The organism is Paenibacillus amylolyticus (assembly GCF_003719335.1).
Lineage (GTDB): Bacteria > Bacillota > Bacilli > Paenibacillales > Paenibacillaceae > Paenibacillus > Paenibacillus amylolyticus_D.
The window spans coordinates 240,500-254,638 of sequence record NZ_RIAS01000003.1; the positions used below are offsets into that span (position 1 = coordinate 240,500).

At 44.4% G+C, this 14,139-nt stretch carries 12 protein-coding genes; 5 read left to right on the top strand and 7 right to left on the bottom strand.

The genetic code is table 11. The features are described from left to right. Positions 1-85: 85 nt before the first annotated feature. Positions 86-214: a DUF4023 family protein gene (locus EC604_RS07835; RefSeq protein ID WP_123063620.1), complete on the top strand. Its 129-nt coding sequence runs from the start codon at positions 86-88 to the stop codon at positions 212-214. A gap of 175 nt (positions 215-389) precedes the next feature. On the opposite strand, the gene EC604_RS07840 is transcribed toward EC604_RS07835, so the two are convergent. Next, complete coding sequence (locus EC604_RS07840; protein WP_123063621.1) at positions 390-950, bottom strand: helix-turn-helix domain-containing protein; 561 nt, start codon at positions 948-950, stop codon at positions 390-392. 149 nt (positions 951-1,099) lie between these two features. Between EC604_RS07840 and EC604_RS07845 the strand changes: the two genes are divergently transcribed. Continuing rightward, complete coding sequence (locus EC604_RS07845; RefSeq protein WP_345789259.1) at positions 1,100-1,666, top strand: LysE family transporter; 567 nt, start codon at positions 1,100-1,102, stop codon at positions 1,664-1,666. A gap of 51 nt (positions 1,667-1,717) precedes the next feature. Here EC604_RS07845 and EC604_RS07850 read toward each other — a convergent pair whose 3' ends face one another. After that, positions 1,718-2,695 (bottom strand): MBL fold metallo-hydrolase, encoded by a 978-nt coding sequence (locus tag EC604_RS07850; protein WP_123063623.1) that lies wholly within the window; start codon positions 2,693-2,695, stop codon positions 1,718-1,720. Between the two features lie 208 nt (positions 2,696-2,903). On the opposite strand from EC604_RS07850, the gene EC604_RS07855 reads away from it, so the two are divergent. After that, positions 2,904-3,884, top strand: coding sequence for an alpha/beta hydrolase (locus EC604_RS07855; RefSeq protein ID WP_123063624.1), 981 nt, complete (start codon positions 2,904-2,906; stop codon positions 3,882-3,884). 114 nt (positions 3,885-3,998) lie between these two features. Here EC604_RS07855 and EC604_RS07860 read toward each other — a convergent pair whose 3' ends face one another. Continuing rightward, complete coding sequence (locus EC604_RS07860) at positions 3,999-5,480, bottom strand: DHA2 family efflux MFS transporter permease subunit (RefSeq protein WP_123063800.1); 1,482 nt, start codon at positions 5,478-5,480, stop codon at positions 3,999-4,001. Between the two features lie 70 nt (positions 5,481-5,550). After that, entirely contained in the window at positions 5,551-6,138 is a 588-nt protein-coding gene (locus EC604_RS07865; RefSeq protein WP_123063625.1) for a TetR/AcrR family transcriptional regulator, read from the bottom strand. A 255-nt stretch (positions 6,139-6,393) separates the two neighbouring features. Between EC604_RS07865 and EC604_RS07870 the strand changes: the two genes are divergently transcribed. Beyond that, on the top strand, positions 6,394-7,845 hold the full coding sequence (locus EC604_RS07870) for a collagen-like triple helix repeat-containing protein (RefSeq protein ID WP_123063626.1): 1,452 nt from the start codon (positions 6,394-6,396) through the stop codon (positions 7,843-7,845). A gap of 146 nt (positions 7,846-7,991) precedes the next feature. Here EC604_RS07870 and EC604_RS07875 read toward each other — a convergent pair whose 3' ends face one another. Next, positions 7,992-8,912 carry an NAD(P)/FAD-dependent oxidoreductase gene (locus EC604_RS07875; RefSeq protein ID WP_123063627.1) on the bottom strand — a complete coding sequence of 307 codons (921 nt, stop codon included), beginning with the start codon at positions 8,910-8,912 and terminating at the stop codon, positions 7,992-7,994. Positions 8,913-9,343: 431 nt separating this feature from the next. On the opposite strand from EC604_RS07875, the gene cyoE reads away from it, so the two are divergent. Next, positions 9,344-10,261: a heme o synthase gene (gene cyoE, locus EC604_RS07880; RefSeq protein ID WP_240036714.1), complete on the top strand. Its 918-nt coding sequence runs from the start codon at positions 9,344-9,346 to the stop codon at positions 10,259-10,261. 161 nt (positions 10,262-10,422) lie between these two features. Here cyoE and EC604_RS07885 read toward each other — a convergent pair whose 3' ends face one another. Together EC604_RS07885 and EC604_RS07890 are read right to left on the bottom strand one after the other, a co-directional pair. Continuing rightward, the gene (locus EC604_RS07885) at positions 10,423-12,192 is read right to left on the bottom strand and encodes an ABC transporter ATP-binding protein (RefSeq protein ID WP_123063628.1); all 1,770 of its coding nucleotides are present in this window, start codon (positions 12,190-12,192) and stop codon (positions 10,423-10,425) included. After that, positions 12,189-13,934 (bottom strand): ABC transporter ATP-binding protein, encoded by a 1,746-nt coding sequence (locus tag EC604_RS07890; RefSeq protein WP_123063629.1) that lies wholly within the window; start codon positions 13,932-13,934, stop codon positions 12,189-12,191. The genes EC604_RS07885 and EC604_RS07890 overlap by 4 nt, the downstream gene beginning before the upstream one ends. Between the last annotated feature and the right edge of the window lie 205 nt (positions 13,935-14,139).

Sequence of the window (14,139 nt, forward strand, 5' to 3'; positions counted from 1 at the left end):
TGTCTGTTCAAATAAAATGAGCTAAGGCTGGTTATATTAAGCTTGAATTACCCATTCCCTGTTTTGGAAAGGAGCATGAACCCGAATGGAAAGTACACAAGAATTTGTGAAAAAGGTTAATGGAAATGCTGAGAAAGCACGTCACAACAAAAACAATGGCAAAGGTACGCCCGGTGATAAATTGCCGAACAAACAACATTCCACGAACAAATAAACACAAGGTTTCAAGACTTTCCATAACTTCTTACTAGAACAATCAACAGCATCTATGAGAAAAAAATATGGTGCCTCACAACGGTGAGTGCATCATATTTCCTGTCTTTCGAATCCAATGCCGTCTATCTCCATTGCCTATCCTCTGCCATTGTTTATGTCTGCTTATTTCTTGTTTACTTCGAATTGTCATAATAAATTACCATGCTTAGTTTGTTACTACCTGCCCCCGAATTATCATAACCATGAGGTTGATCCGCTTTGAAACGAATTGAGTCTCCCTGTCTCAACTTGTACTCTTCTTCGCCTACACTGATCGTAAGCTCCCCTTCATACAGCGTGATGAACTCCTCAGCCCCGTCAATATGCGGTTCAGCAGTCAACGAAGCCTGTTCATCCATCTCCATCATGTACATTTCAAACCGGCGCCCCTCTTCAAAAGAAAAATGAGGATAGATTCGGATCCTTCCCTCATCTTCTCGCATGACTTTGATGTCCTCTCTCAAGAGAACGGTTGTATCCGACTTCGCTTCATGAATTAATTCAGTGAATGATATTTTTAGCCCATTGGCAATCTTCCACACCGTTGCAATTGAAGGGTTGGATTCTCCTCGTTCAATCTGACCAAGCATGGTCTTGCTAATGCCTGACAGATCTGCGACCTTGTCCAGACTAAGCTTTCTTTGCTCTCTGATTTGTTTCAGGTTGTGAGCCAAAACCAAATTAATATTTTCCATCAAAAATACACCTCTCTCCTTCCACCCTATTGTGCACTATATAGCACATATTGTACAATCATAACAAACATACGTTATAACGACCACATAGTTCATTATAACACACAACATACTCACAAGGAGAGCATATGGATATTTTATCTTTAGTAATGTACGCAATGATTTCTTCTTTTACACCCGGTCCCAACAATATCATCTCCATGACCCGTGCAAGGGAGCATGGATTCAGGAGCACGTTTCCTTTTATTCGTGGAGTCGCTGCCGGATGCCTTCTTATCATGATGTTATCCAGTTATTTCAACCTTGCTCTATATGAATATATTCCGGCCATCACCCCAGTCTTAAACGGGTTTGGATGTATTTACATGCTCTATTTAGCTTTCAAAATCATGAAGAGCACGTCTGCCGCGAGTGAGTCGGAGAACAACCGGAAGATTCATTATTCCTTTTGGTTCGGATTCAGCCTTCAACTGATCAATCCCAAGGTTATCTTATACGCGCTTACGGCGCTGTCTGTGTTTGTCCTGCCCCATACTCAGTCACATCATCAACTCTTCGGGTACTCGCTACTGCTGACTTTGATTGGAATCAGTGCGAATCTGACATGGGCTTTGGGTGGACGTTTATTTCAACGGTTCCTGTTAAAATATGAACGCCCTTTTAATATCGTCATGGGTCTTTTGTTGATCTGGACCGCGGTTTCTTTGATCAGATAAAACAAAAGCGTCCCCTCATTTACTGAGCGAACGCTAGCTTGTATAAAAATGTTAATCCTGATTTCTTCTCCACCATGAGCGAGTCGTATGAGTTACATTATTCAACGCAACCGTCTCGCCTATAACTGGTGTAACGACAGATACATTCAAGGTTCGTGCGGCGCGAGTTACCCGCTCTGCCGGTTCGTTCCAGGCATGATAGGCGAGTGTGAATGCCCCCCAATGAATCGGAATCAATACATTTCCGCCCACATCCAGATGGGCTTGCACCGTTTCTTCAGGCATCATATGAATGTTTGACCAGCGTTCGTCATATTGGCCGCATTCCATCAAGGTCAGATCAAACGGTCCATACTTGCTTCCAATCTCCTTGAAATGCGGACCGTAACCACTGTCACCACTGAAAAACACTTTCGTTTCCCGTCCAAGAATAACCCATGAGCACCATAACGTCGAATCCCGATCAAATAACCCTCTGCCTGAGAAGTGACGAGCAGGTGCACAAGCGAATGTTAAACCCTTGAAGGAGAATTCATCACCCCATTGATGCTCTGTAATCTGGCTCGCTGGCACTCCCCATTTGATTAAGCGTTTGCGTACACCAAGTGGAACGATAAAACGATCGGTTTTGCTTTTTAATTTTCGAATAGAAGAAGCGTCAAGGTGATCATAATGATCATGAGAGATTACAATCGCATCCAAAGTAGGAAAGTTTTCAGGCTTCATGGGCAGATCTTTGCTGAAACGCTTCGTTCCAACCCAAGACACGGGTGACGGTCGATCACCCAACATGGGGTCAAAGAGCAGTCTGTGACCTTCGATTTCAAGCAAAAAAGCCGAGTGTCCAAACCATGTCACCTGTGACTGTTCAGACACACCCTCTGTTGTAGCAGCTTGATAGTGTTCCATAGGTATATTCCCGGACGGTCTTCGTTCTACATGTCTGCGCATGGAATCTCTCAATATACTTGTGAGTGACTTGATGCTCATCCCGGCGGTCGTTGGAATCTGATTTTCGTATTTCGTCATATTTCACCCTTCTGTTCTCCATATTCCATGGCTAGTCTTGTAGAGAAATGCTATCTTATTTTATCTTAATTCATCGCTTGTTGATATTCAATTTTGTATGATTCATAGGAACTACGGTGCCGTTAAGCTAGAATTAAGATGCTGTTTCCACTCGTATAAGACTGGACATATATGATATAGAAAAAAACAAGAGAGAGTGTGAGCTACCATGAGCAAAAAATGGCGTAAAAGACTTGTTAAATTTCTGATATTCGATCTTTCACTGATTATTATTCTGCTAAGTTCCGGATTGATCTATCAGCAGATCAGTTCTTCACAAGATGAAAAAACATTCACACCCCCGGGCAAACTGTATGATGTACATGGAGATAAAATGCACCTGTATACAGGCGGTAAAGGCGATGTGACAGTCGTTCTTGCCTCAGGTTGGGGGACAGCTGATCCTTATGTGGACTATTATCCTTTATATGAAAAGCTTGCCCCTAGTACGAAATTTGCCGTATACGACCGCTTCGGCTATGGATACAGTGACAGAACCGATAAGAAACGGGATGTAGACACGGTAGCTGATGAATTGCATGAATTGTTGAAAGTCTCTGGGCAAAAACCTCCTTATGTGCTTGTTGCTCACTCCCTTGGCTCATTAGAGACCCTTCGATTCGCACAAAAGTATCCTGATCTGGTGAAAGGTATCGTCATGATTGACGGTGGAAGTCCTGAACATTACGCAACGGACCAGGATAACCCGGCAGACACCATTGGTGGTTTCGCAACTCAATTCCGAATTAAAACTGGACTTTTCAGGCTCAGTATGCAAGTCCCGGCAGTCGTTGATGCTTCTAATGCCAATCGCAATGAGTTAAAGTTGGTACCAGAGGATATGAGAAAAGTAGATAAAACGGCGCTGCTTCTGAATTATGGCAATGCTAACACGATTGATGAGTTACGTGAAATGCAAGCCAATGCCAAAGTAGTTGTTGATCACAAACAGCCTTTACCATTCCCGCTTACGATTCTGACCGCAGATTACTTTGGTAAAGCGGAACCGGATTGGGTGAAAACACAGAGTGAATTCAAATCCTGGTCAACGTTATCCAAACAAGTTACTGTCAAAGACACGGAGCATTACATTCATCAATACCACCCGGACATTGTAGCTGATGAAATCTTGCAGATTGTTAAGAAATAATTAATCCACCGGAACAACAATAATCATCCGAAAAGATTGTTCCGGAAAGTAAACAAAAGAGCGATGTCCCCTTGCATTAGGGAACATCGCTCTTTTCAAATGATTCATTTCATTTTAGTGCATCGGACTCTTTTGTTTGTCAGCCGAGCCAACCTTCACTCTTTTTACAAATAAAGCAATAACAAACCCAACGAGGGCCAGAATAAGCGCAAAGACAAATGCATTCTGTACACCTGATGTGAATCCTGCAAGGATATTTTCCGGACTTTGCGGATTTTCCACACTGCTCAGGAACCGCGTCTGTCCGGCACTTAAAATACTTACCGCTACAGCTGTACCAATAGCACCCGACACCTGTTGAAGTGTGTTCATAATCGCAGTACCGTGAGGGTAAAACTCACGCGGCAACTGATTCAATCCGTTCGTCTGCGCAGGCATCATCACCATTGAGATTCCAATCATCATGAAAACATGTAACATGATAATCTGGATCAGAGGTGTTGTTGCTTCGATACCTGTGTACAGGAACAAGACAACCGCAACGACCGCCATCCCGATGATAACGAGCCACCTTGGACCAAACTTATCAAACAATCGTCCCATCACAGGAGACAAAAATCCATTCAGCAAACTACCTGGCAATAAAACGAGTCCGGCAGTAAGTGGCGTAACAGCCATTCCCTGCTGTAAATACATCGGCAGGATCAGCATGGATGACAGAATCATCATCATACAGATGAAGACCAGAAGCAGTCCCGTCGTAAACATCGGATATCTGAACGCTCTTAGATTCATCACTGGCTCTTTCATACTCAATTGACGGATACTGAACAAGAGCAATGCGACGATACCAATGGCCAGCGTGGCAATAACAACCGGGCTGGTCCAACCTCCGCCAGATTCACCATGTCCACCTGCGCTACTGAAGCCATATACGATACCACCAAAACCAAGTGTGGACAGGACAATCGACAACACATCAATCTTAGGCTTGGTCAACTTGGAAATGTTCGGCAGGAACAACAACCCACATACCAAGGAGATCAGGAAGAACGGCAAGGAAATCCAGAAAATCCAGTGCCAGCTCAAGTTAGCCAGAATCAGACCTGAAATACTCGGGCCACTTGCTGGTGCAAACATAATAACCAGACCAATCAAGCCCATCGCTGCTCCCCGTTTTTCAATAGGGAAGATCACCAGTATCGTATTAAACATTAACGGCAGCAACAGTGCCGTTCCCACCGCTTGTAACACGCGGGCTACGAGCAAAATTTCAAAACTGGGTGCCAGTGCGGCAACCAATGTTCCTGCAATCGAGAACACTAGCGATGTTGTAAACAGCTGTCTCGTCGTAAACCATTGCAGCAACAATCCGGAAACAGGAACCAGAACACCAAGTACTAGCAGGTATCCTGTTGTTAACCATTGAATAGTTGTAGGTCCAACCTCAAGCAGACCCATAAGTGGTGTCAAAGCGACATTCAAAGCCGTTTCACCAAACAAACCGATAAACCCGCTCAGTAGCATGGCAAACAAAATCGGGAATACCTTATATTGCTGTGTTTCTTGCTGGTCTTTTGCTGTACCAGCCTTCATGGAAGCCTCCACGATCCCATCCTCCTCAAGCTAATCCTGCGATTTCTTTTTCTCTTTCTCTTGGTACAACCTATTGATGCTGCTGGACATTCTTCGCTACAACTGACAAATAATCCGCAGCCGTCAGCATTGGCTGTTTATCTTGATTCGTCAGCGTAATGATCAAAGCGCCTTCCATCAGAGAAATAACCAGTAGCGCCGTCTCACGAGCCTTCGCTTCACCAATACCGTCCAACATGAGATGCCTTGCAATGATATCCTGCCACCCCGCAAATACATTCTGTGAAGCCGTACGCAGCTGTTGACTGATACAGGAAGTCTCTACAGCAGCCCAGAAGCTGAATGGCAAAAAACCCGTATAACTATTTGCTTCCGCTTCATTCGCTGTTTCATAAATGAATTGCCGAATGCCTTCTGCAGTCGTCTCATGGGCTGCAAAAATTTCCTCAAACCTTTGCAAGATATGGGCATTGGCTGATTGAATGCATTCGAGAGCCAGCTCTTCTTTCCCCTTAGGAAAATAATGATATAACGAACCTTTCGGTGTGTTACTCTCCTTAATGATCTGATTCAGACCGGTCGCATGATACCCTTGTGAAAAAAAAAGTCTCGCTGCTGTGCCAACAATAAGATCTCTGGCATTCGACTTTTCACTCAAAGAAAGCCACTTCCTTCAAAAAATTATAACAATCGGTCTATATAATTAAAGTCGCTCGCAGGCAACATGTCAATGCTTTTATTTTAAATTTTACAGAAAAATAACCTCCTTCATTCAAAACTTACAAACAAATACGGATACTGATATAAAATTCTTCTGTAAGGTAAAAGAATATTTCACTGATGTCACGGAATATACGTACATAAGCTCAGACTTGATAATTATTGTATTTTGGTACAAAAGGAGGAGGATTATTTGGCTGTTTTGCTTACCGGCCCAATTGATAACAGTCCTGTTAATGGCGTTAGACCTACTCAAACCGTCTCAATCAAGATTGAAAACGAGAATTCACTAACCACAGCTATAGTACTCATAGAAGGCTACGTCCTGAGTGCGACACGCTCATTGTACGTTAGTGAACAGATTTCTCTTTTGCCAAACGCAGTAGTAACACGTAATTATTATGCTAATCTGGACAGTTTTGAGTATATTATTACCGTAACTGGTTCAACCCCGGAGGACATCCTCTTGTCATTCTGGGGCAAAAATAGCGCAGGAACATTAGTCACTGCCCATAGGCTTGTAAACTCGGAATGGACCGGGAGCGATGACACGGCAGGCGTTACTGGCGTAACCGGTACCACAGGTGAGACGGGCACCACAGGTGCAACGGGTACCACAGGTGCGACGGGTACCACAGGTGCGACGGGTACCACAGGTGCGACGGGCACCACAGGTGCGACGGGCACCACAGGTGCGACGGGCACCACAGGTGCGACGGGCACCACAGGTGCGACGGGCACCACAGGTGCGACGGGCACCACAGGTGCGACGGGAGATACAGGGCCATCAGGAGGTCCAGAAGGCCCTACCGGTGCTTCGGGTGTCACCGGAGCTACCGGAGCTACCGGAGCCACAGGAGCTACTGGCGTTGCAGGCAATACCGGTGCTACGGGAGCTACGGGAGCTACTGGTTCTACGGGGGCCACCGGTACAGTCCAACCTAATCCATTTGACGTATATGTTTTACAAGGCGCCGTGGGAGGGAATGGAACACAGGCCAGCCCTTTTGGAACGATTCAACAAGGAGTAACCGCGGTATCTCCAACAGGAACTGTTCATATTCTTGGAGGAACATACCCGACTACCGCAAATATAACTATTAATAAAGCTGGTATAACTTTAAAAGGCTATCCAAGTACAGTCATCCTGTTACAAGCTGCCGTTATCCCTTTTACCATCATTGGGAGCGGAGTAACTGTGGACGGACTAACGATAACGAGTGATAACCCTTATGCTGTTGAATTTATTCAATTAGGCGGAACCAATCATACTGTAAAAAATAATACAATTTTTGGCCCTCCTCAAGCCGGCCCCTCTTCAGGCTGGGTAGTTAATAGAGGTCTAGTCACTCAGACCGGTAATATGACCGGCTTGATTGTCCGAAATAATATTTTTTATTCCTTGCGTCAACCTGCGTATTTCAACCCAAATACAACTGGAGAAATTATTAGCAATGTTGTATATAACACCAGAGGATTCGTTAATGATCAGGCCGTTATGGTCTTCTCTGGAAATTCATGGGGCAGTCCGGTTAATGCCGTGGATATTGCACTACTCGTAGGAACAATAACAGGCCCCCCCTTTGATCCGATATCCGACCTGAGCGCAAACAACAGCTCTGCAACAATTCAAGATTCCAGATAAGAATCAAATTTAGTAATTACAAGTACAATAAAGGGGATGTCTATCCGTCACGAATACGACGGGGACATCCCTGGTTAGCTTTATTAGACTAATCAGCCGCACGTGCACTATTCTTTTAGAGCTATTGACTCAATATGACCTTAATTTTAACATCGCGCCCAAGCTTCAACGTTTAACTCATTATTAATGCTAACTGCAGTTAATGCACCTAACGATGCTGCCGTGATCGCCTGATACAGTTCGGATGCGGCATCTCCAGCACTAAACACACCAGGCACAGATGTTCTTCCTTGTGCGTCAACGACAATGGTTCCAGTCTCCGTCATCTCACAACCTATGATTTTTGGCAAATCGGAGCCAGTCTGGAGCTTGGGCTGGAAGAAGATGCCCGTACAAGGAATCATTGTTCCATCAGTCAGTTCCACTGCACTTACCATTCCATTCTCCGATCTGATCGATTCAATAGGAACTTCATAAACCTGCACACCATGACGTGAAAGCTCTTGCTTCTGTTCTGCTTCTAAAGGAGTGTCATCTTGGATGCACAGCGTAAATTGACTTGTCCAGCCAGAGATTAATTTAGCCATATGTAATGCATGGTTCGCACTGGTAATAATGACAAGTTGCCGATTCCGTAGTTCCCATCCATCACAGTATGGGCAGACAAATGCGCTTTTTCCGTAGACTTCAGACAAACCTTTAATATCCAAAGGTAAATCTCTTTTACCAACAGCAAATATAACCTTTTTCGCGTAATACAGCTTTCCTTCAGCTGTTTTAACAACAAACTCATTATTTTGTCCGGTAATCTCCATCACGGTATCGGAGGCAAATTGTACCGAAGGATATGCAGCGATCTCTTCTTTTGCAATTCTACGAAATTCCCGCGGACTCACGCCATCTCTGGTTAAAAAGCCGTGTGTCTCTCGGGTAACCCAGTTCCGAGGTTTTTGATCATCAATAACAAGTACCTGTTTTCGGGCTCTCCCAAGTACCAGTGAAGCGTTAAGTCCAGCAGGCCCTCCTCCCACGATCACGATATCGAATGGATTACGATCTTCATTCATACATAACACCCTTTCCAGATATTTAATATCTCTAATAAAAGCAAAATAATGCGCTCTCGCCTCTTCGAACTCAATACGTAAGAAGCAAAGACATGTGAGATATCTAATAGCGTCCCTTCTAACAGTCCATGAAATCCTACATTTATAGCCCCAAAACAAAACCATTAGAGATATCTTATATCTATAATACATTATTAATTCGTATTTGCAATATCTTTGTTTCATTTCTACAATTGAATCATGACAATCTTTTGAAAATACGCGCGTAGCACAGAACTGTTGTTTTAACAATTAAAAAAGTTCTTGTTTTTAAATTGTTCACAATCAAATGACATTATTATAAATACTAGAATGTAATTTAAATCACAACACGAATTGGATGATATAATGGACACATATTATATTAAGTATAAACAATAGGAAGTGAGTATTTGAAAACATTAAATAATGAATCACAAGCCAATATCAGCCTGGAGTACAGCTCGATTCCAAAAGTATTTTTAGATACGATCAAAATTGGAATCATCAAGTCCAACTTGATCGCCATGTTTGCAGGTTTAAGTCTAGCTTTATATGTATTTGATGCATCTATCGCTGCTAATATTGTTCCGATTGTACTTTCATTTCTCGGTTCTTCATTAATCATCGGAGCAGCTGGGGTGTTCAACAATCTGTACGACCGGGACATTGATGCGATTATGGAGCGTACGAAGAAACGTCCTACCGTTACAGGACGGGTCGATACCAAGGCAGGTCTGATTCTTGGATTTACGATTACGTTGATTGGTGCGATTATGCTGTACATCGCATCTCCATCGGCCGCTTTTTTTGGCCTTCTTGGTTTGTTCCTCTACGTCATTCCATATACGATGTGGACCAAACGTACAACGATCTACAACACTGAGGTTGGTAGTCTGTCAGGTGCTGTTCCTCCGCTGATTGGATGGGCAGCCATCTCTCCGGAGCTTGGACACTTTGAAATCTGGGCACTGGTCGTAACGATGTTACTATGGCAAATGCCTCACTTCTACGGTATCGCTATTCGTCGCTTCGATGAATACAAGGCGGCAGGCGTTCCGATGTTACCTGTGGTAAAAGGGATTGGACGTACTTACGTACAAACAAACGTTTATCTGGTATTGCTGCTGCTTTCCAGCTTCCTGTTCTGGCCAATGAGCCCGTTTGTTGCCATTGTGGCTTTTCTGGTAAGTCTGGCTTGGCTTATTCTTAGTGTGGCTACGTTTGACAAAAAAGAAACCAAAAAATGGTCACAGCGTATGTTTATTTTCTCCATTAACCATATCACGATCATTTTCTTGGTTATCATTGCGTATTCCCTGATCGCTTAAAGAAAAATAGATCTTAGCGCCTCTACTGGGCTTTATAAAAAAAGAAGAAACCGCACAGATCCTACGCCTGCATTCAGGCATGATCTGTACGGTTTTTCCTTTTATTTTATGACATCAGAGTAATCAAACTACCTCTCTATCCGTTTCCGTTGTAACCCATATCATCCAGCCTTTACAGGTATCTGCTCTCCCTGCCATAGCAACTGCATCTCTTCATTGGTTTCAAGTAAATCGGCCAGGTTTCCTTCGGCTTCAATACGCCCCTCTTTCATAACGATAATGTGATCTGCCTTGGTAAGAGCGGCCTTGCGGTGAGATACGGCAATACATGTGACATCTCTCTCTTTGAAGAGTCCGTCCCATACCAGCTGCTCTGTTTCCACATCAAGCGCACTGGACAGATCATCAAAGATAAACAGATCCGCCTCGGTCATCAGCATTCGCGCTGTTGCTGATCGCTGAATCTGGCCACCAGATAACATGACGCCTCTTGGTCCAACAGGCGTTGCCAATCCTTGATCCAATTGTTCGATGTCTTTATCCAAAACAGCCAGTCGAATGGCTTTTTCCAGCCCTTGATCTACATTCCCCTGTTTACCTTGAACGATATTTTCTCTGAGCGTGTCACTGAACAGCCTTGGAACTTGAGGCGTATATGCAGCTCTAGGTGGCATAAGAAATGTTGCCGGATCTACTCGCTCTCCATTCCAGAGAATTTCACCCTGTTGCTTGGGCAACAGTCCAAGCAGTGTACGAACCAGTGTTGATTTACCAGAACCGATGCGTCCTGTAATGACAAGAAATTGTCCCTGTTTCAGCTTGAAGCTGATGTCTTGTATACCGTTTGAAGATTGCCCATAGCGGTAGCTAAGACCATTTACTTCAAGTTCACGCAATTTCTCCTTCGGCTCTCTTGCTTCATTTACTGGCTCTGGTGGCTCTTCATAAAGGTAGATTTCCCGTTTCTCCATAATCTGATCCTCTTCACCTGGTCGAAATAGTGTTCGCATCCGATCATAAGACACCTTGAGCCTTTTATGCTGAAATACCATGTATCCGAACAAGGAAATGCTGAACCCGATGTTAACGAGATAACTCGTAAATAATGCAAAATCACCAACCGTAAAGTTACCAGCCTTCATTTCGGCAGCACACATTAACAAAATAAGCCCGGTACAGATACTTAGTACATGCTGATTAAGTGACTTCATCCATTGCTTGAACAGATTGTCTCTTAGTGCAGCCTGACGTCGTTCTTCATTCAGCCGATTGAACCGTTTAGAGACATGTTCTTCTGCCTGCCCCAGCTTCAGCGCTTGCACAGCCCCAAACGTCTCGGCAATAAAGCTGGTAATACGACCTGTGGCTTCACGATTAACCTTTGCATACTTTCTTGCACGATTACCTGACAGATTATTCAATAGCGTCACCACCAAGAGCGGTAAAACGGCAACTAGAGTAATCTTCCAGTTAATGTTGGCCATAATCACAATCGACACGACTGCAAAAACCAATCGACCCCAAAAGTCCACCCAGGATTCGATATATTCAACCACTTCATCGACGTCATCCCGGAAACGACTCATCGCCTCACCCGGAGATGCAGGAAGATTCCTTCCCGGCCAGCGCATAATACCAGCCAGCATATTCGTTCGCAAAATAGCCTGAATATGATACATATATGTGACCCAAGCATGGAAGGCGACAAAGAACGTGCCGACACGAGTCAAGCGGAACAACGCGATGAGAATGAGCGGTACAGCAAGCCACATGTAGTCAGTACTTCCGGTTGCTGTCCGGTCAAAGAACCACTGCATACCAAGCCCCATTGCTAGCGGAAGCGAATGAAAGATACACCATAACAAACCGTTAATTAGAAACAGATAAGGCTTAAAGCGAAACAAACGACCTATAAATCCCGTAACATTCATGCCAGTTCCTCCTCTTGGCCCGTAACCAGAAGTCGTGCATAATGGGAGGATGGATTATTCGCAAGCTCCACTCTTGATCCGAATTCCAGCAACCTGCCCCCACCAAGAACCATAATTTTATCCACCTTCTCCAGCGTGGCTAATCTATGCGCAATAATGATACCTGTTGATCGCTTCATTAATTCATCAATAGCAGATTGAAGTAAATTCTCGGTCGCTGCATCAAGTCTTGAAGAAGGCTCATCCAGTATGACCAGACTTGGTTCCGTTAGAAACACACGGGTCAAAGCGAAGAGCTGCGCCTCCCCAGCAGATAAGGAAGAACCTCCTGCAGTCAGGTGTGTATCCAAGCCTTCTGGCTGTGTATCAATCCAGTGATGGAGCCCCAGCCGCTCTGTTGTTTGCCTGATCATGGCATCCGACACTTCTGAATTAAACAAAGTCAGATTGTCACGCAGTGTACCATCAAACAACTGCACATCCTGTGTCACCATCCCCACTCTGCGATACAGAGTCTGTATGGATAACTTCGTAATATCAGTTCCACCGATATGAATCGTGCCCTGATCCAGATTGTACAGACGCAGAAGAACACGGCTAAGACTTGATTTTCCACTTCCCGTGCGACCGATGATGCCCAGCCGTTCTCCCGGTTTCACCACAAAGGTGATATCCTGAAGCACTGGTTTATCCTCATTGTAACTGAAATGCACCTGATTAAACTCCAATCCAAGCGGGCCATCAGGCAAGCTCTCTTCACTTCCATCCTGAATTTCGCTTCGTAAAGACAGTAATTCGCGGGAACGAAGCATACCTGATTTTGCCTTTTGAAACTCCTGTACCTGATCGCCAAGCAACTCAATGGGTTCATTCAACATCTGGCTGTATTGGTAGATCAAAAACAAGGTTCCAAAGCTGATCGCGCCTTCAATATAGTAGTGCACGCCGAGAAGCAAAACGACCGTGACGGATACAATAAACATGACCACCGTGGTGTTCCACGGAATCACTCTAAGCATCCATGCCTTTCGACCTTTGAGGAAAACGGTACGCATCGTGCGAAAGAATCGGTTCATCACGTATGGCACATGTCCATTCGCCTGCACATCCTCAATACCAGCAATTCGCTCCTCAATCAAGCTGAACAAGGAAGCACTGGCGGCCCGCTCATTTTTGGAGGACTCCACCCCAAGATTGCGTATAACGACCATGAACAAAATAGATAATAACGTAAATACGGTCATGACCAGTGCGATTGGTACATTAATCGTAAACATGAATCCCAGAATGCCTGCAAGCAGGACAAAACTGCCGATAACCTGCACGATAAACAAGGCGAAGAAGTTCGAAATGCTCGTTACATCGCCATCCACGCGTTCAATCATCTCTCCGGGTGTTTTGACGTTATGAAAACGCATATCCAGCCGCAGGCAATGTTTCAGCAAATCTCCGCGCATCCGGTTTGTTGCTCGCCAGGCTACATCGTTTCCTAAATAACTGACAGCAATCGTGATCAACTGATTGCTCACAGCAATGAGCAGGAAAAGCCCAGCAAGCTGCACCAGATCACCCAGAATTCCGCCGCTTGCAGCCGTATCAATGAATCGCCTGATGATCTGTGGATTTAGAAGCTGTAGCCCTGTTGACGTTAACAACATGATCAGCAACACTGCAAGCTTGCCTTTCACCGGCTTTAAATATCGTAGCAGCCATGACATGGAGCGTTTTTCTGTTTTGGGCACCAGCCCCACCCCTTTAATTAAAAATTTAATTAGATCTATACATTGTCTCGCGCATCATCATTTGAATGTTGAAGTCTTCCAACCGTACTTTTGATTGCTTTCGCTATGATGAATCTTGTATGAGCGAATTGTAATCAGCAAGGCCTCCCGAAGAAACACATTGTTTACAAACGTTAATCATAGTTTATTCTTCCTTTCTTATGGA